This is a genomic window from Pradoshia sp. Z6_59 (genome assembly GCF_058267515.1).
On record NZ_JBZCPP010000007.1, the window covers coordinates 185,270 to 207,661 of the forward strand.

Annotated in this window: 22 protein-coding genes; 5 read left to right on the forward strand and 17 right to left on the reverse strand. The window is 36.1% G+C overall.

The window, feature by feature from the left end:
* Window positions 1–52: 52 nt before the first annotated feature.
* The 3 genes from parC to AC4D4B_RS09805 all read right to left on the reverse strand — a co-directional run bounded on the left by parC (window position 53) and on the right by AC4D4B_RS09805 (window position 5,194).
* Window positions 53–2,485 carry a DNA topoisomerase IV subunit A gene (gene parC / locus AC4D4B_RS09795; RefSeq protein ID WP_490999847.1) on the reverse strand — a complete coding sequence of 811 codons (2,433 nt, stop codon included), beginning with the start codon at window positions 2,483–2,485 and terminating at the stop codon, window positions 53–55.
* Window positions 2,479–4,437 (reverse strand): DNA topoisomerase IV subunit B, encoded by a 1,959-nt coding sequence (gene parE, locus AC4D4B_RS09800; protein ID WP_490994762.1) that lies wholly within the window; start codon window positions 4,435–4,437, stop codon window positions 2,479–2,481. The genes parC and parE overlap by 7 nt, the downstream gene beginning before the upstream one ends.
* A 346-nt stretch (window positions 4,438–4,783) precedes the next feature.
* Window positions 4,784–5,194, reverse strand: coding sequence for a CoA-binding protein (locus AC4D4B_RS09805; protein WP_066103933.1), 411 nt, complete (start codon window positions 5,192–5,194; stop codon window positions 4,784–4,786).
* A 171-nt stretch (window positions 5,195–5,365) separates the two neighbouring features.
* On the opposite strand from AC4D4B_RS09805, the gene plsY reads away from it, so the two are divergent.
* From plsY to AC4D4B_RS09820, 3 genes are all read left to right on the forward strand, one after another.
* Entirely contained in the window at window positions 5,366–5,974 is a 609-nt protein-coding gene (gene plsY / locus AC4D4B_RS09810; protein WP_490999830.1) for a glycerol-3-phosphate 1-O-acyltransferase PlsY, read from the forward strand.
* Window positions 5,975–6,288: 314 nt separating this feature from the next.
* Window positions 6,289–7,425 (forward strand): CapA family protein, encoded by a 1,137-nt coding sequence (locus tag AC4D4B_RS09815; RefSeq protein WP_490999831.1) that lies wholly within the window; start codon window positions 6,289–6,291, stop codon window positions 7,423–7,425.
* Between the two features lie 335 nt (window positions 7,426–7,760).
* A complete protein-coding gene (locus AC4D4B_RS09820; protein ID WP_490994582.1) occupies window positions 7,761–8,051 on the forward strand; it encodes a HesB/YadR/YfhF family protein in 291 nt (96 codons plus the stop codon).
* Between the two features lie 46 nt (window positions 8,052–8,097).
* Here AC4D4B_RS09820 and AC4D4B_RS09825 read toward each other — a convergent pair whose 3' ends face one another.
* From AC4D4B_RS09825 to AC4D4B_RS09855, 7 genes are all read right to left on the reverse strand, one after another.
* Window positions 8,098–8,517, reverse strand: a complete 420-nt coding sequence (locus AC4D4B_RS09825) for an acyl-CoA thioesterase (RefSeq protein ID WP_490994583.1) — start codon at window positions 8,515–8,517, stop codon at window positions 8,098–8,100.
* A gap of 38 nt (window positions 8,518–8,555) precedes the next feature.
* Window positions 8,556–10,859, reverse strand: coding sequence for an AAA family ATPase (locus tag AC4D4B_RS09830; RefSeq protein ID WP_490999832.1), 2,304 nt, complete (start codon window positions 10,857–10,859; stop codon window positions 8,556–8,558).
* Window positions 10,860–11,207: 348 nt separating this feature from the next.
* Complete coding sequence (locus tag AC4D4B_RS09835; protein WP_066103946.1) at window positions 11,208–11,351, reverse strand: acid-soluble spore protein N; 144 nt, start codon at window positions 11,349–11,351, stop codon at window positions 11,208–11,210.
* 67 nt (window positions 11,352–11,418) lie between these two features.
* Window positions 11,419–11,550 (reverse strand): FbpB family small basic protein, encoded by a 132-nt coding sequence (locus AC4D4B_RS09840; protein ID WP_077248025.1) that lies wholly within the window; start codon window positions 11,548–11,550, stop codon window positions 11,419–11,421.
* Window positions 11,551–11,674: 124 nt separating this feature from the next.
* Window positions 11,675–12,169: a TlpA family protein disulfide reductase gene (locus AC4D4B_RS09845; RefSeq protein ID WP_490994585.1), complete on the reverse strand. Its 495-nt coding sequence runs from the start codon at window positions 12,167–12,169 to the stop codon at window positions 11,675–11,677.
* A gap of 155 nt (window positions 12,170–12,324) precedes the next feature.
* A complete protein-coding gene (acnA, locus tag AC4D4B_RS09850; RefSeq protein ID WP_490994586.1) occupies window positions 12,325–15,054 on the reverse strand; it encodes an aconitate hydratase AcnA in 2,730 nt (909 codons plus the stop codon).
* 229 nt (window positions 15,055–15,283) lie between these two features.
* Window positions 15,284–15,559, reverse strand: a complete 276-nt coding sequence (locus tag AC4D4B_RS09855) for a hypothetical protein (RefSeq protein WP_490994587.1) — start codon at window positions 15,557–15,559, stop codon at window positions 15,284–15,286.
* A 147-nt stretch (window positions 15,560–15,706) separates the two neighbouring features.
* Here AC4D4B_RS09855 and AC4D4B_RS09860 point away from each other — a divergent pair, with 147 nt between their 5' ends.
* The gene (locus tag AC4D4B_RS09860; protein WP_077248027.1) at window positions 15,707–15,847 is read left to right on the forward strand and encodes a small acid-soluble spore protein P; all 141 of its coding nucleotides are present in this window, start codon (window positions 15,707–15,709) and stop codon (window positions 15,845–15,847) included.
* A gap of 160 nt (window positions 15,848–16,007) precedes the next feature.
* On the opposite strand, the gene AC4D4B_RS09865 is transcribed toward AC4D4B_RS09860, so the two are convergent.
* Together AC4D4B_RS09865 and AC4D4B_RS09870 are read right to left on the reverse strand one after the other, a co-directional pair.
* Window positions 16,008–16,394: a hypothetical protein gene (locus AC4D4B_RS09865; RefSeq protein WP_490999833.1), complete on the reverse strand. Its 387-nt coding sequence runs from the start codon at window positions 16,392–16,394 to the stop codon at window positions 16,008–16,010.
* A gap of 555 nt (window positions 16,395–16,949) precedes the next feature.
* A complete protein-coding gene (locus AC4D4B_RS09870) occupies window positions 16,950–17,246 on the reverse strand; it encodes a hypothetical protein (protein ID WP_490999834.1) in 297 nt (98 codons plus the stop codon).
* Window positions 17,247–17,498: 252 nt separating this feature from the next.
* Between AC4D4B_RS09870 and AC4D4B_RS09875 the strand changes: the two genes are divergently transcribed.
* Entirely contained in the window at window positions 17,499–17,996 is a 498-nt protein-coding gene (locus AC4D4B_RS09875; protein WP_490999835.1) for an SRPBCC family protein, read from the forward strand.
* A gap of 255 nt (window positions 17,997–18,251) precedes the next feature.
* Here AC4D4B_RS09875 and AC4D4B_RS09880 read toward each other — a convergent pair whose 3' ends face one another.
* The 5 genes from AC4D4B_RS09880 to AC4D4B_RS09900 all read right to left on the reverse strand — a co-directional run bounded on the left by AC4D4B_RS09880 (window position 18,252) and on the right by AC4D4B_RS09900 (window position 21,401).
* The gene (locus AC4D4B_RS09880) at window positions 18,252–18,569 is read right to left on the reverse strand and encodes a hypothetical protein (RefSeq protein WP_490999836.1); all 318 of its coding nucleotides are present in this window, start codon (window positions 18,567–18,569) and stop codon (window positions 18,252–18,254) included.
* A 204-nt stretch (window positions 18,570–18,773) separates the two neighbouring features.
* Window positions 18,774–19,343 carry a hypothetical protein gene (locus AC4D4B_RS09885; protein ID WP_490999837.1) on the reverse strand — a complete coding sequence of 190 codons (570 nt, stop codon included), beginning with the start codon at window positions 19,341–19,343 and terminating at the stop codon, window positions 18,774–18,776.
* Window positions 19,344–19,880: 537 nt separating this feature from the next.
* Window positions 19,881–20,096 carry a hypothetical protein gene (locus tag AC4D4B_RS09890; protein ID WP_490999838.1) on the reverse strand — a complete coding sequence of 72 codons (216 nt, stop codon included), beginning with the start codon at window positions 20,094–20,096 and terminating at the stop codon, window positions 19,881–19,883.
* Between the two features lie 168 nt (window positions 20,097–20,264).
* Window positions 20,265–20,453 (reverse strand): hypothetical protein, encoded by a 189-nt coding sequence (locus AC4D4B_RS09895; protein ID WP_490999839.1) that lies wholly within the window; start codon window positions 20,451–20,453, stop codon window positions 20,265–20,267.
* A gap of 132 nt (window positions 20,454–20,585) precedes the next feature.
* The gene (locus tag AC4D4B_RS09900) at window positions 20,586–21,401 is read right to left on the reverse strand and encodes a lipid II flippase Amj family protein (protein ID WP_490999840.1); all 816 of its coding nucleotides are present in this window, start codon (window positions 21,399–21,401) and stop codon (window positions 20,586–20,588) included.
* Window positions 21,402–22,392 lie beyond the last annotated feature (991 nt).

A 22,392-nucleotide genomic window follows, 5' to 3' on the forward strand; every position in this document is an offset into this window, starting at 1 on the left:
GTAAACAGTTCGCACTGCTTACAGCTTTTTGGTTAGAAATTCATTGAAGCTATCAATTTGAAACTTCAGGAGTCTTAACCCATGTTTCCACGATTGGTCCATTTTCTCCTTCATCCATAAAGAACGAACCATTTGAATAGCGATCACTAGGTCGTAATTGGAAGGATGCAACTTCTTCTAACATGCCTTTTTCCGACAAAATCACAATAGTATCAACATCGTTTACAAATTCTATTCCTGCTACTCGATGTGGATTTTTCTTTAACTCTCTCAGCATGACAACTCCTCGTTTAGCACGGGAAGTCATTTCAAACTCACTTCGTTTCATTTTCTTAATAGCGCCTCTCTGTGTAATCAACGCTATCATAGAAGAATCAGTTTCAGCAAAAACTTTACCTGCAACTATATAATCATCGTCCTTAAGATTTATACCTTTAACACCGGCAGCACGTGCTCCAACAGTTGGAATTTCACTTTCAGGGAACATCAATCCATACCCAATAGAAGTTGCCAGGAAGATGTTTTGATTTCCATCTGTTTGATGGATATCCACAACCTGATCATCTCCCTTAAGATTAATAGCTGTTAAAGGTTTTGAGTATCTCGTTGCCTTATATAGGGCTAGTTCAGACTTCTTAACTAATCCATTTTTCGTAACAAATAATAAAAACGATCCTTTTTCAAAATCAGAAACTGGAATAGCCTTTAATAGATTCTGATTCTTATCAAGCGGTACTATATTACTGATATGCTGACCAGTATCCTTCCATCTGATATCAGGAAGTAAGTGAACCGGACAGTAAATATAACTTCCTTTATCTGTGAATAGCAACAAAGTATCGGTTGTATTCATATCCAGCTTATGAAGGAGCCTATCTCCTTCTTTCATTCCGTAATCCTGGCCGCCTGAAGCACTATAAGAACGTAAGCTTGTCCGTTTTATATACCCTTCTTTTGTGACCGTAACGATAACATCTTCGCTTGGAATCAGAACTTCAAGATTAATCTTAATGTCTTGAATTTCAGCTTCTATTAGAGATCTGCGTGAATCTGAAAAATCCTTTTTAACCTCTTTTAGTTCTTTTTTAATAACTGCCATTAACTTCTTGTCATTGCCAAGGATAGTTGTCAGCTCTTCAATTTTTTTACGGAGTTCTTCAGCTTCGTTTTCCAATGCCGTAATATCCGTATTCGTTAATCGGTAGAGCTGAAGGGAAACAATCGCTTCTGCTTGTGCCTCTGTAAATGCGTATTCCTTTATTAGGTTTTCCTTTGCATCTTTTTTATCGAGAGATGCACGGATCGTTGCGATTACTTTATCAAGAATGGAGATCATTTTGATAAGTCCCTCAACAATATGCTGACGATCACGGGCTTTTGCCAAATCAAATTCAGAGCGCCTTGTTATCACTTCACGGCGATGATCAATATAGGCATCCAGCATTTCTTTTATGCCCATAAGCTGCGGACGTTTCTTATGAATGGCAACCATATTGAAATTATATGTAATTTGCAAATCTGTGTTTTTAAATAAATATTGAAGAATAACATCAGAGTCTACTTCTTTTTTCAGTTCAATGACAATCCGTAAACCTGTACGATCCGTCTCATCTCTTACCTCAGAGATGCCCTCAAGTTTACGATCAAGGCGTAATTCATCAATTTTTTTAACCAGATTAGCTTTGTTTACATCAAAAGGAAGCTCAGTAATCGTGATTTGCTGTCTGCCGCCGCGTAATGTTTCAATCGCTGTTTTACTTCGAATAACAATTTTGCCTTTACCTGTTTCGTACGCCTTTTTAATTCCATCTGCCCCTTGGATGATTCCGCCTGTAGGAAAATCAGGTCCTTTTACAGCAGTCATTAGCTCATCAACTGTACAATCTGGATTATCAATTCTCATGATCGTTGCATCAACAATCTCTCCAAGATTATGCGGCGGAATTTCAGTGGCGTAACCAGCTGAAATTCCAGTGGAACCATTTACGAGCAAATTCGGAAATTTAGCTGGCAGTACAATTGGCTCTTCAGCTGTATCATCAAAGTTTGGTACAAAATCGACTGTTTTCTTCTCAATATCTCGTAATAGCTGGCCTGCAATAGAGGATAAACGTGCCTCCGTATAACGCATGGCCGCAGGCGGATCCCCATCGATACTTCCGTTGTTCCCGTGCATCTGAATTAATTCACGGCGAAGCTTCCAGTCCTGACTCATTCTGACCATTGCTTCATAAACAGATGAGTCACCGTGAGGATGGAAGTTACCGATGACCAGACCGACTGTCTTGGCTGACTTTCTGTATGGTCTGTCATTGGTATTACCATCCGAATGCATGGCATAAAGGATTCTTCGTTGAACCGGCTTTAATCCATCTCGTGCGTCCGGTAATGCCCTGTCTTGAATAATATATTTACTGTATCGGCCGAAGCGGTCGCCAATCACATCCTCAAGAGGGAGATCGCGGTATTTCTCTGCTGTCATAATACTTCCTCCTCACCAGCAACCGTTAAGTTCTCATTCTCTAAAATATTTCCATCTTCTTCTAAACCAAAAGCAACATTAGCTTCAATCCACTTACGCCTTGGTTCTACTTTATCACCCATTAATGTCGTGATCCTTCGCTCTGCCCGCGCTGCATCATCAATGCGTACACGGATCAAGGTACGTTGTTCTGGATCCATAGTCGTCTCCCATAGCTGGTCTGCGTTCATCTCTCCAAGACCTTTGTATCGCTGAAGCATGTATCCTTTTCCGACCTTTTTAATGGTACCTTCTAATTCATCATCATCCCAGGCATATTCTATAACTTCTCTTTTACCGCTTCCTTTACTAACTTTATATAAAGGAGGTAAGGCGATGAATATTTTACCATGTTCAATTAATGGCTTCATATAACGATAAAAGAACGTAAGCAATAATACTTGGATATGGGCGCCATCCGTATCAGCATCGGTCATAATGACGACTTTATCATAATTGATATCCTCGATGGAGAAATCAGATCCTACTCCACCACCGACTGCATGAATAATTGTGTTTATTTCTTCATTTTTAAAGATATCTTCAAGTTTAGCTTTTTCTGTATTAATAACTTTACCGCGTAAAGGCAAAACAGCCTGGAATCTTCGATCACGGCCTTGTTTGGCAGACCCTCCTGCAGAATCTCCTTCGACGAGGTATAGTTCATTCTTCAATGGATTACGGGACTGCGCCGGAGTTAGTTTTCCTGAAAGCAATGCTTCAGACTTCTTACGTTTTTTACCGCTTCGTGCATCTTCCCTTGCTTTTCGGGCTGCTTCTCTGGCCTGAGCCGCTTTAATCGACTTACGGACCAAGGATGTCGCGATATCGGCATTTTCCATTAAATAATAAGATAATTTTTCAGATATAACCGAATCTACCGCAGAGCGGGCATCACTGGTACCAAGTTTACTTTTTGTCTGTCCTTCAAATTGTAATAATTCTTCTGGAATTCTTACAGAAATGATAGCAGCCAATCCTTCCCGAATATCTGAACCATCCAGATTTTTATCCTTCTCTTTCAGCAAACCGGATTTACGTGCATACTCATTAAAAGCACGTGTAACAGCAGTTTTCATTCCTACTTCATGAGTTCCGCCATCTTTTGTTCTGACATTATTGACGAATGATAAAATATTCTCCGAATACCCATCGTTAAATTGAAAAGCAAAATCAACCTCAATATTAGAATGAGTGCCTTCAAAGCTTACAACAGGATGCAATGTATCTTTTTCTTCATTTAGGTAAGAAACAAATGCCTCAATCCCATTTTCATAATAATAAACATCTTTATCATCCGTACGTAAATCGTGTAATTCTATTTTTAACCCTTTTAGTAAAAAGGCTGATTCGCGTAAGCGTTCACTTAAGGTTTCACGATTGTAAACAATGGTAGAGAAAATACTCTCATCCGGTTTAAAATGAATGGTTGTCCCGGTTTGGTTGGTTTTACCGATTTTCTCTAAAGTCGTTACAGGTTTTCCACCATTTTCAAAACGCTGTTCATAAATAAAACCATCACGCTTAATGGTTACAACAAGCCATTCTGATAAAGCATTTACGACCGATGCACCAACACCATGTAAACCACCGCTCGTCTTATAGCCACCCTGACCAAATTTTCCTCCTGCATGGAGGATGGTTAGAATAACCTCCGGCGTCGGTTTACCCATTTTATGCATTCCGGTAGGCATTCCTCTGCCTTTATCCATTACACTGATGCTATTATCTTTATGAATTTTTACAATAATTTCGTCCCCATGTCCGGCCAATACTTCGTCCACGGAGTTATCAACGATTTCATAAACGAGATGATGCAGGCCTCGTGTGTCTGTGCTTCCGATATACATTCCCGGTCGTTTTCGGACAGCTTCTAATCCTTCAAGTACCTGGATGGCATCTTCGTTATAGTCAATAGGTTTTAGATTTTTTGCCACTTATGTACCCCTCTCTTTACGTTACAACTTCTATTATATACATATTATCAAACAAGAACAAATGTTCTTGATAGTATAAACAGCACACTAAAGCTCTATTGCTCTATTTTTACAGATTATTTTTCGTTTCGCAAATAAAGTTTAGATAAAGGTTATGTATACGAGACTTTCTAGCTTCCAGTCCCGGTAAATAATAAATAAAATAAGTCCCTGTATCTTAATTATGGTATCATCTTCAGTGTTTTTACAACTATTAGTTTTTATTACCTACAACATTATAAAACCACCAATGAGCTATTTGCGAGCAATTGGTGGCCATTTTTTATTATTTAGTTAATGCGTGCTCTACTTTTATGCAACGGTCCATAATGACAGTGTAATCTTTGTCCTTTAGCATTTGGAAGGCTTCTTCATCGATAACTCCCAGCTGTGTCCAAAATATATCAGCGTCAATTTCCAAAAATTCCTTAGCCAGGTCCATTACATATTCAGATCGGCGAAAAACATTGACGATATCCACATGTCCCTCAATATCCTTCAATGTCGCAACCGCCTTTACACCCAAAACACTATCCACTGAAGGATTGACCGGGATGATTTCATATCCATTATCCTGCATGGCCTTAGATACCATGTAAGATGTCCGTTCCGGATTATCAGAAAGGCCAACGACAGCTATTCGTTTCGCTTTTTTTAAGAGGAGACCAATTTCATCTCTGCTTGGATTTTCTATCATGAATATAACCCCTTTCAATAATAAAATTTATCCTTATGTATACCCATAGGCTATTATAGAATAAACGGTCAGCTCAGAATAGGGAAGTTAATAAAAATAATTTTTTTATTTTCTTTTTGCAGGTACATGTTAAAATATATTAACTAGTAGTGTAAGAAAGGAACTGTTTATATGTTATATTTTTTGTTTTTATTGGCCTATCTGCTAGGTTCAATACCTTCAGGCTTAATTATAGGAAAAGTTTTTTATAATACTGATATACGTGAACATGGCAGCGGTAACTTAGGAGGAACCAATACATTTCGGACACTTGGAAAAAAAGCTGGAATTATTGTTACAACGATAGATATCTTAAAAGGGACATTGGCCACCTTATTGCCATACATATTCGATATACAGGCTGATCAATGGCCAAGTTGGATTGCTGTTCCGTTGATATGCGGCTTATTGGCGGTTATCGGTCATATGTACCCTATATTCGCCGGATTCAGAGGCGGTAAAGCTGTAGCTACATCCGGAGGTATTTTGCTCGGATACGATCCACTTTTATTTGTGATTCTAGTTGCATGCTTTTTTGCATTCTTATATCTGACTAAAATCGTGTCACTATCTTCTATGCTAATTGCTGTTGTGGCACTTATCTATTCCATGTTTAGCGGAGATCCTTCCCTGTTAATTCTAATTATTTTCCTGGCAGGATTTATCTTCTATCGCCATCGAGCTAATATCAAACGTATTATTAATAAAACAGAACCTAAGGTTAATTTGTTTAAACGATGATATAAGACTGTTTTTGGAATCACGATTAGTGGTCCAAAAACAGTCTTTTTTATTTTTTCTAAACAGAATACAAAAGCTACTGGTTTTAATAATCTCCTCCGAAAACCTCATCTAAATTCAAACAACAAATCTCGACCTCTATCGACTTATTACCTATTGGGCTTAAATGATCCTTAATTTAGTATAAAATTATCAGTCATATGAAACCATAAAAATACCTTATTTTGCATTTTACTCTAAAAAGTGTCAATATACATATAGGAATATCTTTTAATATGCACTCATAATTAAAAACTTTAAGCAGGTGAATACTGATGAAAAAATCAGCTCTTCTATCATTTATAATCATAACCGCAGCTATAGGTATAATTATATATCTAAACATTCAGGGGATTTTCAATAAATATGAAGGAAAAAACGTAGCTTTAGCCCATAATAGAGAAGTTATATTATCTGAACGTAACTACCATTCTACTGCTGAAATCGGAGCCATCGGAGATATACTTTTGCATGATAAGGTATATGAAGATGCCAATACTGGTTCTGGTTATGATTTTTCAGATATGTTCGCACCCGTAAAAGACATGTTAAGTAACCCGGATTTTACGATTGCCAATCAGGAATCTATTGCTGCCGGTAGTGACTTGGGTTTATCAGGGTATCCGACATTTAATTCACCTTATGAAATATCGGACACATTAAAAGACGTTGGAATAGACCTCGTAACCTTAGCAAATAACCATTCCCTTGATAAAGGTGAAAAAGGTATTCTGCGTGCAATCGAGTACTATAATAAAATTGATATGCCCTACGTAGGAATTCATAAGAATGAAGAAGATGCCAAACAAGACCGCATCATGAACATAAATGGTATTAACATTGGCTTTCTCTCTTACACCTATGGAACAAATGGGATTCCGATTCCGGATGGAAAAGATTATTTAGTCAATTACTTAGATGGTAAAAAAGTCTCGCAAGATATCAAGGATTTGCGTGATAAAGTGGATCTCATACTCATTAATGCTCATTGGGGACTGGAATATCAAAGAAACCCATCTGATGAACAAAGAAAAATGGCACAGTTAATGTCTGATGCGGGAGCGGATATCATTATTGGCCATCATCCACATGTCCTCCAACCCATTGAATGGATAGAATCCAATCAGAAGAAAACATTAGTTGTCTATTCATTAGGAAACTTCATTTCCGCACAAAAAAATAACTATAAAGACATTGGTGGTATGGTTACCATTAGCGTTCGTAAAGAATGGTCAGCTCAGGGAACTGAGACCGAAGTGACTGACGTAAGCTTCTCTCCAACCTATGTAACCAATCAAAACAACCGTGATTACAGAATAAATACATTTGGAAGTGAAGATGTATTTGGACAGGAAAAGGTCGATAAAGAAAAATTGACTGATTTTATGCTTGGCCTTCCATCAAAAAAATAAGAATTTAAGCTAAATCGCTGTTCCAAATGTGCATAAATTGCATTGGAACAGTTTTTCTTTTTGAGGTTTAGCAGAGAAAAAGATTAAAAGAGATAGATAAGGGCTATAGAGTATTATATTGATAATCTTACAGCTACAGGGTCTTTACCAGAGATGCATTTTTCGCCAAATAAAAAGTTGTGAATTTAAACAGTTTAAACCATTCTACTGATACACCTTTTGTTTACTGAGTGTTACCAATCGTTATCTTACTGAAACTATGTCATAATGGTAATTATTCAGTAGTCAGATAGCTCACCATTATCTACTAATAAACATATCAGGAGGATTCAACTATGGAAATTACAATAGATGAGCAATCAGCTGCATGGTATAAAGCAGAATTGGAACTTGAAAAAGGCGACTGCCTTCGGTTCTTTCCCCGTTACGGAGGCTATAGCCCTATACAATCAGGTTTTTCTTTGGGGATTAGTAAAGAGGAAGGAAAACAAGCCACTGTTACCCTATTAAAGGATGGTATTACTTATTTCGTTAATGAGGATGATGTATGGTATTTTGACGGGAATAATCTCAATATAACCTTTGATGAACAGAAGGCTGAGCCCACGTTCTCCTATAGCAAATAAAAATAGTAATCCCCTGTGTATCACTGACACAGGGGATTCTCTTTATCTATTTTCGTTTGATTTCTTCGTATTTTGCATTCCATTCCGGAAATGCTTTTTTAAACTGGATTGGTCTGAAATTATCTTTTTTTACTACGATGTGCGTAGTTGTTCCAGTTGCGCATATTTGATCATGCTGATTCCGGATCTCATAGCCATACAGTGTTTTTATTCCATTGTTTTCTTCTACCCAAGTATGTACATAGGCTTGATCTCCATATCGCAATGGTGTTTTATAGGTTACATGAATATCGTAAACAGGTGCATAGTAGCCTGCTTCCTCCATATCCGTATATTTATAGCCCAACTCCTCAATAAGGGCTGATCTGCCCAGTTCAAACCATTTAAGATAGTTTGCATGATACATAACACCCATCATGTCAGTATCTGCGTAAAATAATTGGATTTCTTTTTTTGAAACAAACATTCCATCTACACTCCAATTCTACAATAATAGTCCTTTTTCTATTCTAACACATTTTGAAAATCAGCCTTTGTCAGAGTAGAGTAATCAACCGCAGCCATATCCTGGCCAGTCTGCTCGATTAATCGAACCGCCTGTACCTGTATCGCATTGTCAACCAAATTAATAGCAAATCGTCCATTCCCATCAATCTCTATTAGATTCAACTTTTCCACTAAGTAATCCTTAGCTCCCTGGTCCAATATATATTGATATTTACGAGCATAATTTTCAATAATTTGCATCAATTCCTCTGTGCTATAATCCGGAAAATGCATGAACTTTTTAAACCTGGATGAAAATCCTGGATTACTGGACAGCAACGCCTTCATCTCATCAGGATATCCTGCCAAGATGATGACAAGGTTTTCATTATGTTTGGTCATCTCATCCACTAAAGTATTCACAACTTCTTTTCCGTAATCTGAATTGGAGGAACTTAATAATGAGTATGCCTCATCAATGAACAACACACCGCCCAAAGCATCCTGAACCTTCTTTTTCGTTTTAATGGCTGTCTGCCCGACATAACCAGCTACAAAATCAGCACGGCTAGCTACAACAAGATGACCTCTCTTCAGCAGTCCACAATCTCGCAGAATTTCCGAGTAAAGCTTTGCGACCGTTGTTTTACCAGTTCCGGGGTTCCCTGTAAAAACTGCATGAAGCTGGACAGGTACCGTTTTTACTCCAGCCTGTCTCCTTGATTGCTGTATCTTTACAAATGCTGAAAGTTTATGAATTTCCTCTTTAATCATATCCAAACCAACGAGATTCTTTAGTTCTGCCTGGGGATTTCCAGTGGATACAGGAAACTGAGAAGAAAAGTCGTCCTCTTGCAGAAGAAGATAATTTAAAAAGCTCTCATTGGCATGCCTTTCACCTGTAGAACCTTTATGGAAGATTGCATCCATAACAATGGATTTAACTGTTCGGGCATTACCGAAAGTTTGATCAACCATCTCATATTCAATTCGTTTTTTTAAGGATGGAATCGCATCAGGAGCGATAAAATAGTGATTTTTTTCTGCCGTTTGAATCGCAATTTCAATCATTTCATCCAATGAATAGTCGGGCAACTCCATATAATTAAAATTCGGGAAACGACTGCGTAAACCAGGATTGCTATCCAGAAACTGTCTCATTTCATCAGGATATCCTGCTAGTATAACAGCGAATCTCCCAGAATACTCTGCACTATCCATGAGAGATATAAGTGTATCTATCACTGTCTGCCCGTAATCTGTTCCTTGTTGGCCTTCTCTTTTTAAGCTATATGCCTCGTCAATGAAAAGAACGCCTCCAACTGCCTCTTCCACAGCTTTCCGAACATTTTCTTCTGTTTGTCCAACATAAGCCCCAACCAATTTAGAACGATCAACCTCTACAATTTTTTCCTTTGGTAGTATGCCTAATTCATAATAGATTTTCCCTAATAATCTGGCCAAGGTAGTCTTACCAGTTCCAGGATTACCCGTTAAAATCATGTTTAGGCTAATATCACCTGTATTACTGAATCCCATTTTTTCACGGTGTTTTTGATACTTCAAAAATTGATAAAGCTGGTTAACCCGTTTTTTTATTTCGTTCAGCCCAATCATTTCGCTCAACTCTGCTAAGGCGCTGGCATGATCCTTTGTATCAACAACTTCATGCTGTGATATAAACTCGTTAAATTGATGAATATGGCTATTCAGAAGATTTAATGAGGATTTTAACTCCTGATAAACAATAGCTGTATGGAAATTTCCGCTTAATGTTTCTTCATACTCTTTTGCCGTAGAGAGTACCTTTTGCATACCATCAAATATATCATTTAAGGATTTTTTGGCAGTATGGATTAAATCGGTTTCTGCCAATTGATTGATTTGTTTTAATGCTTCAGTTGTACGGTTCATGTAATTACTTGTTTCATTTATAATCTGCCCGACCGTGTTACGTTTTGCCGTTCTATTATCCGTTTCTCGTAATGTAGGAGTAGAAAAGCCAGTATATAAGTCATTAAAACGATTGAGCTGCTTGGTTTCCAGCAATCGTTGTATTTCAGAGCGATTATTTAATAATCGGTTTGCTTCATCTAATAAAAGATAATATAAATCATCTTGTTCTTGCTTACTTCTTTCCAGGGCTAATAAATATAACAGCTTTCCTTCTAAGTCTGCTGATATTTCCCACTCCCCTTGGTTTTTACATATAAATTGGAGTGCACCAAGTAGTTCTGCTTTCTTTGGCAGCGAACCTTCTTTAGTCAGCGTTCTCTCCCACTCGTCAATCATATTTTTATAATTGGTTATTGATAATTCCATTTACTGCTTCATCCTTTTTTAAGTCGATGTCTCCATCCTATCATACAACACGTTTCAGATTAATCATTTTAGCTTAATGTAGGATTTGCCAGTTAACTAGTGGAATTTAACATCTTCACCTTCAGAAGTTCTGTCTTATAGTCGTGTAGGCTGTTTCATTTCTAAGTATTTTCACGGTTTATTTTTCTTGGTTACTGGGGTTTTGTTTTAAAAAACATCATGAAGATTTGGAACATAGTTTTTTAAATTCATAATTGAACGCGGAATGAACCTTTCTGTGCTAAAACCAATATAAAAATCTGCCTGTCTCCATTAGGATTCAAGCAGATTTGAGATTAAATTATTCGGTTATTCACCTTTTGTTTGAATCACGTCTGGATGCTTTCCGGATGTATCTTGCATCTGTTTGCCTTTATTTCCTCCGGCAGCTCTAGGTTGAGTTCCAATATGATTTGGTACAAATGACTTAGAATTTTTCTTCGGATTACCCATTTATCTTCACCCCTTCTATCTTATCATGCTTACTTACGCACGACTTATAAGGTGCAGATATTGGATACTACTCCGCTCGTTCCATCATTCTTTTGTCGATTCGATCTTCCAGTACTTCCATTGCATGTTTATCCATTATAATTTGTTTTTTATTTTCCAGAATTAAATCGGCTAAAGACATCCGTTTACGCTTCTTCATCGTCAATCACCATCCATACATTATTTTCTATTATCATTGCCTACTTTTTCTGTATTTATAACATTTTTAGAAAATAACGATAACTAATAAGACTTTAAAATAAAAAAACAGCCTCAAGGGCTGCTTACATGTTTTCGATATGCTCTTCCATTTGTTTATATTCCATTAACCCTACTACCTTTTTATCAATAACTCCCTCTTCGTTAATGAAGAATGAAGTTGGAATGGACACAACCTTATATTTTTTATTCACTTCACCATCTACATCCAGTACGGTCCGAAACGTAAGTTTTAAATTACTCATAAATCCTTTTATATCTTGATCAGAATCTATATTTACGGCTAAAACAACTACATCAGGATGAGATTGTTTAATTTTTTCCATATCAGGCATCTCTTTTTTACATGGATTGCACCAGGTTGCCCAAAAGTTTAACAACACCTTTTTCCCCTTATAATCAGATAGTGTAATTTCCTTTCCATCTGGATCTTTTAATGTAAAATCGACTGCTTCTTTGCCCTCATCAGCCTTGACAGGTGTATCAGGCTGATTCAACACTTGATAAAATGCTACTCCAATCAGTGTCAGCAATAAAAGTGACCCGATGATTTTTTTCACGCTAAACTCCCCCCAGCCACAAATAGTATACTCCCCACCTGAAATTGTATCAGTATTTCCAATTTTACGAAAGCCAGCAAATCCCAACCAGATAAGATTTGCACTTTCATTTTAAGCAAAAATAAAAAAACTGACCGAAGTCAGTTTTTTTATCGTTACTTAGTAGATGATGCTTCTTGTAATTTGCCTCGTAGGACCATTGGTAAGATACCGCCATGACGATAATAATCGATTTCCACATCAGAATCAAAACGAACTAAAACATCAAATTTCTTCTCTGTTCCGTCCTCTCCGACTGCAGTTACCTCGATGATGTCACGTGGTTTAACATTTTCATTAACAGGAACAAAAATTCTCTCTTTTCCAGTTAAACCAAGAGTTTTAGCGCTTTCGCCTTCTTTGAATTGAAGCGGAAGCACACCCATTAATACAAGGTTGGAACGGTGAATTCTTTCAAAACTTTCCGCAATGACTGTTTTAATTCCAAGTAAGTTAGTTCCTTTGGCAGCCCAGTCACGGGAGCTTCCCATTCCATAATCTTTCCCAGCCAATACAATTAAGCCGGTATCATCTTTTTTGTATTCCATACATGCATCATAAATCGACATCACTTCACCTGTTGGCCAATATGTTGTATATCCACCTTCAGTGCCTGGAGCAATCTGATTGCGAATTCGGATATTAGCAAAAGTACCGCGCATCATAACTTCATGGTTTCCACGACGAGAACCGTATGAGTTAAAGTCACGGATAGCAACTCCTTTTTCACGCAAGTATTTACCTGCTGGTGTATCTTTGCCGATAGATCCAGCCGGAGATATATGGTCTGTTGTAACTGAGTCTCCAAATAATCCTACAACACGCAGTCCATCAAGCGGTTTTACTTCCGAAGGATTAGGATCCATATTTACAAAATAAGGTGGGTTTTGAATATAAGTTGAATCAAAATCCCAATTATATAAAGGTTCGTTGCTGGTTTGGATTTCATTCCATCTTGCATTGTCATCGAATACATGCTCATACTCTTTAAGGAAGAGATTAGATGTTACGGTATCCTGTACAAGTTTATTAACCTCTTCACTGGATGGCCAGATATCTTTGAAATAAATATCTTTTCCATCTTTACCTTTTCCAATTGGATCATTCTCAAGATCGATATCCACTGTACCTGCTAAGGCATATGCGACAACCAATGGCGGTGATGCCAAATAGTTTGCTTTTACTAACGGATGAATACGTCCTTCAAAGTTACGGTTACCGGATAAGACAGAAGTAACAAGTAAATCTGATTCAGCAACAGCTGCTTCAATCTCTTCCATTAATGGACCGGAGTTCCCGATACATGTAGCACAGCCATACCCAACAACATTGAAACCAAGTTTATCAAGGTATGTTCCCAGACCAGAATCACGCAAATAGCCTGTAACGACTTTTGATCCCGGAGCTAATGATGTTTTTACGTGATGTGGAACCTGTAATCCTAATTCCACAGCCTTCTTAGCAACTAGTCCAGCACCCAGCATAACATATGGGTTAGAGGTATTCGTACAGCTTGTAATGGCAGCAATGGCAATATCACCTGTTTTCATCGGCGCCTGACGGCCATCATTCAGCTGAACAGTGATTTCTTTATTAATTTCGTCTTGACTAAGACCGAATCCTGCATTTCCAACCGGAGCTGTTAAAGCTTGATTGAAGGCAGATTTCATATTAGATAAAGGAATCAAATCCTGCGGACGTTTTGGACCGGATAGATTAGCCTCAATTTCTGAAAGGTCAATCTCAATAATTTTTGTATATCTTGGTTCGTCACTGTTTTTATAGTAGAACAAACCGTTTTCTTTACAATATTTCTCAACAATTGCGATATGCTCTTCTGTACGTCCAGTCAAACGCATATAAGTGAGAGATTCCTCGTCAATTGGGAAGAAACCGCAAGTTGCGCCGTATTCCGGTGCCATATTTGCAATGGTAGCACGATCTGAAAGTGAAAGAGCGCTCATACCAGGGCCGAAAAACTCTACGAATTTATTAACTACGCCACTTTTACGCAGAATTTCAGTAACTTTCAACGCTAAATCTGTAGCCATTGCCCCGTTCGGCAAGGAGTTAATAAACCGTACACCGATTACTTCAGGTACTGGGAAATAAGAAGGTTGACCGAGCATTCCTGCTTCCGCTTCTATTCCACCTACACCCCAACCTAATACCCCCAGACCATTGATCATGGTTGTATGAGAATCAGTTCCCACTAATGAATCTGGGAAAGTCATATAATCGCCATCCGGCATTTCTACTGAATGTACAACATTCGCCAAATACTCAAGGTTCACTTGATGAACAATTCCTGTATCTGGTGGAACCGCACGGTAGTTATCAAATGCTTTTTGTGCCCAGCTTAGAAACTGATAACGTTCCGCATTTCGTTCGAACTCAAGGTCCATATTTATCTGCAAGGCATCAGCAGTACCATATTTATCAACCTGAACAGAGTGGTCGATAACAAGATCAACCGGAATTTCAGGGTTTATTTTACCCGGATCTCCTCCGATATCAGCCATAGCTTTACGTAATGAAGCCAAATCGACTACGGTCGGTACACCTGTGAAATCCTGCAAGATAACACGGGAAGGTTTAAAAGGTACATCAATATCGATTGACATATCTTCTGTTCCCCATTTAGCAAGGTTTTCCACATGTTCCTGTTTAATGGCTCTCCCATCCTGTTGACGCAAAACGCTCTCCAGTAAAACTTTAATGGAATAAGGCAATTTGGAAACTTCTCCAACCCCTGCTTCTTCCAATACATTCAAATTGTAGTAATGATAGCGTTTACCGTCGATTTCAAAAAATCTCCGTGAATCGAACACATCATTTTTCCCCAATCAAATTACCCCCTCTAGGTAAAAGATATTACAGAATATAGTAATAAATTGTAGAAAAGTAAAACACTTTTCATTCAATCCTAATATTCTCACAATTTAATATTAATATAACCTTTCCATAAAGTAAAATATAAGTAATTTATTACCTGTCATAAGTTCTGCTTATTGGTAATTATTTTCCTGGTAAAATAAAAGCCGGCCAGCAAAGTAATATTAGCTGGCCGGTACCTTATCGATATTTTTCATATTTGTCTAAATCTGTAACCATTTTGTCTAATGTATTTCTGTAATCGTCCAGTTGGTCCTTTTGATGTTCACTGGCCACTTCATAAGCATTTTCAACCTGCTGATACGCCTCATTAATTTCTTCCCACAAATGCCCCACTTCATGGCCAAATTGAGGATCATGCTGCATCAATTCCAGATTTTCACGGACTTCAATCGCTTTCCTGACACCATTTTGAGCGGATTGAAAGGCTTGAACTTTATTTTTGTGATAAGGCACGTACACCCCTCCTTAACAATATATCTTTTATGATGTACGGAAGTTTATCGCCTTATTCATGATGTGAATCAGCTTCTAAATACCCGTTATAATATACCTGTATAATCATTTAATTGCCTCTCATACTATTCTTAGGAGGGATGTAATATGTCAAATAAAAACGCTAACCATCAAAAAGGTCCTAAAGATAAAAACCACTCTGGCCAACCTGCACCCTTAAGCGGTTCTCATAAAGTGAAAAACAGGCAGCATACACGTCAAAAAAACCATTCTCATCACGATATGTAACAGCATTATCTTTTCTTAAAAGACTGCGGGAGGAATTATTTTTCTCTCGCTTTTAATTCCGTTTAGCTTTAGATAGTATGTAGAAAAGCAAAGATACCTCTTACAATAACCAGAACGGCATTCCCTATAAGAACGGGCATTTTACAATCTTATTATATTTTTAAGAATGTGATGTTAAGGGAAAGAGAAATGGGTTTAATTCTTCTTTAAATAATGGACGGACAAATAATGTATCATTGCTCTTTGTTAAGAATTTATTGTAGATTTTGTTGTCGTTTGGTGTGAAATAGAAATGAATAATTTTAATTTCATATGAAATTATATAATTTAAAATAGTATCTAGTTCAATTTTTTTATTACTGATTACATCATATAGGTGAAGTTGGGCATCTACTTTTTCAAAGATCACAATTACATCTTCCTCTTTGATATAGAAAATCGCGTCATTAAATACCAGGAGAAAATAAAACATTAATAGGGGCTCGTTATTTTTGACACCCATTTTTGAAGAAATCGGTATTCGTCCCTTAGCGAACTCCTTCATCATTTTTAAAGGCTGTTTTCGTAAGGATTGTTGCTATTGATTAATGCTTGTTTTTGATATGAAAATAGCCACCTCCAAAAAGGAAGTGGCAGTACTTGTTATTGGACTAACGCCCCCTTTTGTTTAAGTGCATTTATTCACAACTTAATATACTTTTTCATTGCCTATTGGGAATTTCCCCACTTTAACTCGGGGATAGAAATTTTTAAAATAAGAAAACCACTAAAATCTAGTGGCTCTTGTTATTCTCCTGTATTTACGCTTTCATCATCTACGGTGTTAATAATAAAGTCCTTAGAATCGACAGCAACTCCAACACTATTAATCTTATCGCTTATCTCAGCTAACTGGAATGCTAATTACTCCAAAAATCACAACGAGCAAAGCCAATAATGTAACTATCGTTTTTTGGATACTATTAGACAACGTGATCACCCACTTTACCATATTTAACATTTAATTCGTTATTCTGTCTCGATTTTCCTTCTTCCGCTAACCTGCCCCGTTTGTATCATAAGAAAAGTGGTGTTCAATTAGCTTACTAAATTGAATGGCTAATTATCTTTTCTTCTTCTTAATCAAATCTATTACATAATAGAATTGTGCAATTAAAAACGAAAGAAGAATGATAAGGATAGCTCCTACTGTGTATATAGCTCCTTCTCCTGAATCTGCGTCGCTCATCAATGCGTAACCAAATATAAAATAAAGAATAATGCTTAAAACAACGGTTAATGAGAAGATACTAATATATTTTGACATTTCACCTACCAGATATAAAATATTTACTTTCATCAAGTATTCTACTTCGTAGTATCTTTTCCCTTTACCGCTAACCTGCCCCTTTACTTCCATATGAAATACAATAAATATAAAAAGGCATTGATCCTTCTTTGATTAACGCGATAGTTTAAGTCCATTCCTTCATAAGTTCTTATATCAAGTCATACTTTAATTTTAAAATATTTTCCACAAGAAGCATCATCTATATAATCCTCTAACAAGAAACTAACAGTATACATAAACTTGCACCGTATTATTCGCCTTACAAATCATTTTCCAGTATTATATATATAATCCAACTTATGTAAAAGGAGCAAGTGCACCGTGAAAGAACTTTTTATTAAAGGACACACCATTAGTCTATATGACGTGTCTCCAACAGTTATTATGGACTATATTCACAATGATGAACATCTTATAAAGTGGACATCTACGCACGTAGAAACTGTTTACGATTCAGATATTAAAAATGAGCCTATGCGAATTGGTTTGAAATATACCAGTCGCCAAAAGGTAGGAAAGAAAATTATTGACATCCCTTGTGAAATTACTGAATATGTAGAAAATAAACTCGTAAACGTCAAATCTATCACAAAAGAGGGGATTAGTTATTCACGCTATACCATTGAAGAAAAAGAGGATGAAACTCTATTAACCTTAGAAGGTTCTTATATACCCCGCAATTGGTTTCAAGCTATAAAGCTAAGAATATTAGTACCGTTTGCTAACTTTGTTTTAAAAGACGAGCTAGAACGATTAGAAAATTACATATACGAGTATCCTTACCATAGTGATGATTCAGAAGAAGAAGATAACCAATAACACAAACAAAACGCACAAAATACTTTGAACCAGAACATAATTCCACAGTCTCCAAAAACGCTATTCACTTTTGATATGATTCAACTCAACTATATTATATTTATTCCTAAAAATTGATTTCCTTATTAAACTAAACTGCCCCTTTAGCTACATAACAAAAAAAGCTGACCACTAGCCCTTGATATTAGAGTAATGCCCATTTTACATTAAGAAGGAAAATTGATGTTTCCTCTGCAACCGCACCCTTTAGCGGTATTAAACTATTGCATAAAACACTAATAATAATCCTGGGATAATAATAATTAAAGACAAATTCCTCCCCAATTTGGCTCCAAAGTTGCTTTTGTGCTTATGACCCAGTATAAATGCGGGTATAAAGAAGAAAAGTGAATAAATTACAGTATAATGTGTTCCCGTATCACCGTTTGACCAAGGGCTTAACCCTAAGAACCTTAATATGGTATCTCCAAAAGCCTCGCTGTTTTTCCAAGAAAAAGAAAATAGTATCCCAAACATAAGTAGCAATAGAGAAATCGAGCCAAGTCCAATTTTTTTATTTTGACCATCTTTCAAGTTCAGTCCCCCATTCAAACTTTTATTCTCCAATCCTTCTTAAACAAACCTGCCCCGTTTCTACAATAAGGAATTCTACAAACGGGGCATTAACCTCCTTGGATCAATGCCCCGTTTGTGTAAGTACGTTTCTTCACAAACTAACTTCATTCATTACAGGAATGCTGCCCTATTTGTTAAATTGCATAGAAAACAAAATTATTTTCAATCACTTTTAACTTCATAACTTTTAACTTTCTCATATTCATCAAACTCAAAAATTAGCCATTCACTATCAATAGAGATTATTCCTCTTTCGTCACCTAGATAATATACAATATTATCTTTTTCCTTAAAATAATGTGTTGGGATCGCTGTTCCTAACAGCTCTGTTACTTCATTCTTAGCCATATCTGCAAAATCGTATTTTTCTAACAAATCATCCACCATATGTACTCTTGATGATTCATCATTCATCCATCTATCAATGTTAAATTGTGATTTGTATTCATTAATACCTAACATAATTCCGCAACATAAAGGAAGAAAACCAGCAACAACCATTGTACTTATAAATTTATTTGTATAATCTCCAATGCCCTCAAAATTATCATCTGAAGCTGTCCACAAAGCTAATTGAAAGGCTAATAACAAGAGGAAAGGCAAAATAATTGCCGTAACACTTACAATGTTGTACGAAGAATGTGCAAGTCTAATAATAATGAAGTAACCAACATAGAGGAATACATAAAATATGCAGTATAACCCAAACAACCACGACCATATGTTTTTCAATTTCAAAACTCCAAAATTTGTCTATTTTTATTTCATTTTCAGTATCCATCTATCCACTGTCTTACAGTCTATATATTACCACAATAACCCAATGACTTCTTCCGCTAACCTGACCCGTTTGTGGAAGAAGAAGAAGCGTCTATATGACGGTCTTACTCTCAGTTCTAGGATAATAAAGACTTTATATTTTTCATATATACAAATATAAAAATTATACTAATGATTAAGTAGTATATACCTAATATAGAGAAGGCATCTGTTGCTACCATTGCAAATTCTTTATTTAGAATTACTGCTCTCCACAAAATAGAACTAATGATAAAAATTATAGGAAACACAGCAAAGAAACCAGCAAAGTATAGTTGAATTCTCTTGCTACTATCCATATAAAAACCTCCCTTTAAGATGGTCTAATGACGTTTAATAAACCCAACCATCATTCCACTAACCATAATATACCATATCGTTCTTGAGCTAATCTGCCCCTTTAGTCGCATAGCAAATAAAGCTGATCACATAATTTGTTATGATAAAGATTTAACTTGATTGATTGCATTTCTTTAAACGAATGCCTCGCCTTATATCAAAAATTCCTATAATTCCACATACTAATACGCCAAACCCTAATATGCTTGTGAGTATCCAATTGTTTCCCCAACTAATAATTACACTACCTAAGCAACTTAGAGCAATGATGAATGCTCCATATTTTGCTCGCCATTTTTCCAATTTTAATGGTTTTTCACCTTTCAAAGTTATTCACCTCATACTAATTAGAAATTCTATGATTATTCTTCATCCCTAAGTATTTCATCAGTTTAAATCTAAAATCCTTCTTCCGCTAAACTGCCCCGTTTCTACAATAAGAAATTCAACATAAAAAGGCATTAATCCTTCCTTGGATCAATGCCAATAAGGTAGTCAGTTGTTCTTACTGTATCCAAAATCATAAATGATTAAAAACAAACCAATCATAAAAAAAATAAACGCACTGGGCATATCAGTAGTTATGAACGAAAGTTCCTCTTTAAAGAAGTGAAAACTTATCCCTAAAAAAATTACATAAACCCAGCCAATAATGCGAATAATGATAAGTCCTGTTTTTGTCATTCTTCTCATCCCTTGCCGTACTTTAATATCCTTTACTTAACCTTGTTATTACTATCTTGCCCCGTTTCTACAATAAGGAATTCAACAAAAAAGAGCATTAATCCTTGTTGGATCAAATAAATAAGAAACTGATTAAATCCACTTAGCAAACCAAGCTACATAATAAGCCGCAGGGATAAACACCAGTTGTGCTACAAGTGTACCCACGAACTTAGAGCTAATCATCGTCAAAGAGTAACTTTTCAAGTAAATATAATCCGTTTGTTTTTTCATTACTCTATCAGCTAATACTGATACTTTTGGGTCAATAAATAATGTCAAAAGAATAGTGGCTATACCATTTATGATGCCAGATGACATTAATGCTGCCTGAGCATAATCTTCAGGAACTAACATTGAAGCATAAATGGAAGATAGTACCCCAATGGTAAATACAGCTGAAATTATAATATTAATTACGAAGAGTCGTTTTGGAATAGTTTTTAATGTAATTCCTGTAAGGTATGTAAATCTAGGTAATCTAAAACAATTTAATACTTTTCTAAAGCCTTTTCGATTAAATTGATTAATGAATAGTGCAATTATAGAACCACGTTGATTAGAAAGTTGAATAATAGCTCTCGAAAAGATATTGATAAACGTAGGAAAAAGAAATATTCCCAACAACACACCAATAGAGGTTACACCAATTAAAACTCTATACTGTTCCTCAATGTAATGTAATTTGTTTAAATCAGGTGCTTCTGCAATTAGTTTTGCTGTTAGAGGTTGTTGAAACATTGTAGAAAATCTTGAAACTACCACCAGCGTACTAAACAAAGATAATGCAGTTGCAATTAATTTAACTCTTGCTCCAGAAATCCTAGTTGAATAAGCTAAAGTCTCAACCATTGTTATTATCAATAAAAATATAGCTATAATAATAACTTTCCCAGTAATTAGTTCCATTGAAAAAGCCCCTTTGTAATTTTATATAGCCATATTATAACTTATATTTAAATATTCTGATTCATTAGAATGTTATAATCTTCCAACAATCTCTCTTCAGTTCTTATTCAACTAACCTGCCCCGTTACTTCCATAAGAACTTCAACACAAAAAGGCATTAATCCTTCTTGGATCAACACCTCGGTTACTTTAAGTACGTCTTTTTACAAACTTGACCTGCATTTTTCATTTGCAAATAATTTCATTTTCTCTTTTTCTTTATTACATAAACAACGGCAAATATAATCAGTCCGATTAACACAAAATTCATTATTTGCCACAGTAAGGTACTTGTATGTAAGCTCACCAGTATTCCCTCATTCCCTGCGATGATTTGTAGAACTCCTTCTTCCATAAGAAATTCAACATAAAAAGGCATTAATCCTTCTTAGATTAATACCCCAGTTATTTTGAGTATCTGGACTTATTTTTCAAAAATATGTAAAGTTTAGTTAAAGGGTATTAAAAAGGAGTGAGATCGTGTTTTTCAAAGAAGATAAGAATCACAATAAAGAGGCGACGAATTGGGCTTACTATATAACGTTTGTATATTGGGGTGTGATCCTATTAATCAACTTTTATTTTGAGCTATATAAGGGAAGAGAGTTGATTTCAAGTTCAGGCACTATCCTATTCTCAGGAATAGCAGTGTTTTTCATCTCCGATTTTATATTAAAAAAGTCTCTGGACAAGTAATTTCTCCTTCATTTTATCCCCCTAAAGTCAATACTACACCCGTTTCTTACCTAAGAGGGCGTAAATCCTTCTTCCGCTAATCTACTCCTTTTCTACAATAAGAAATTAAACACAAAAAGGCATTAATCCTTCTGAACTGCCCCGTAAAAGTTAGACATCAATCTAACTTTTACGGGGTGTTTTTTATGGCTAATTTTAATTCAGAAGAAAAATTAAAAATTGTATTAAGGTATTTAGAAGGGACTGAAAGTATAAA

Excerpts from the sequence above, each read along its gene's own strand:
- AC4D4B_RS09805 (WP_066103933.1), bottom strand. The coding sequence starts at position 5,194 with ATGATAGAAAATCCAAGCAGAGATGAAATTGGTCTCCTCTTAAAAAAA.
- plsY (WP_490999830.1), top strand. The coding sequence starts at position 5,366 with ATGTTATATTTTTTGTTTTTATTGGCCTATCTGCTAGGTTCAATACCT.
- AC4D4B_RS09815 (WP_490999831.1), top strand. The coding sequence starts at position 6,289 with ATGAAAAAATCAGCTCTTCTATCATTTATAATCATAACCGCAGCTATA.
- AC4D4B_RS09820 (WP_490994582.1), top strand. The coding sequence starts at position 7,761 with ATGGAAATTACAATAGATGAGCAATCAGCTGCATGGTATAAAGCAGAA.
- AC4D4B_RS09825 (WP_490994583.1), bottom strand. The coding sequence starts at position 8,517 with ATGTTTGTTTCAAAAAAAGAAATCCAATTATTTTACGCAGATACTGAC.
- AC4D4B_RS09830 (WP_490999832.1), bottom strand. The coding sequence starts at position 10,859 with ATGGAATTATCAATAACCAATTATAAAAATATGATTGACGAGTGGGAG.
- AC4D4B_RS09835 (WP_066103946.1), bottom strand. The coding sequence starts at position 11,351 with ATGGGTAATCCGAAGAAAAATTCTAAGTCATTTGTACCAAATCATATT.
- AC4D4B_RS09840 (WP_077248025.1), bottom strand. The coding sequence starts at position 11,550 with ATGAAGAAGCGTAAACGGATGTCTTTAGCCGATTTAATTCTGGAAAAT.
- AC4D4B_RS09860 (WP_077248027.1), top strand. The coding sequence starts at position 15,707 with ATGTCAAATAAAAACGCTAACCATCAAAAAGGTCCTAAAGATAAAAAC.
- AC4D4B_RS09865 (WP_490999833.1), bottom strand. The coding sequence starts at position 16,394 with ATGATGAAGGAGTTCGCTAAGGGACGAATACCGATTTCTTCAAAAATG.
- AC4D4B_RS09870 (WP_490999834.1), bottom strand. The coding sequence starts at position 17,246 with ATGGAAGTAAAGGGGCAGGTTAGCGGTAAAGGGAAAAGATACTACGAA.
- AC4D4B_RS09895 (WP_490999839.1), bottom strand. The coding sequence starts at position 20,453 with ATGACAAAAACAGGACTTATCATTATTCGCATTATTGGCTGGGTTTAT.
- AC4D4B_RS09900 (WP_490999840.1), bottom strand. The coding sequence starts at position 21,401 with ATGGAACTAATTACTGGGAAAGTTATTATTATAGCTATATTTTTATTG.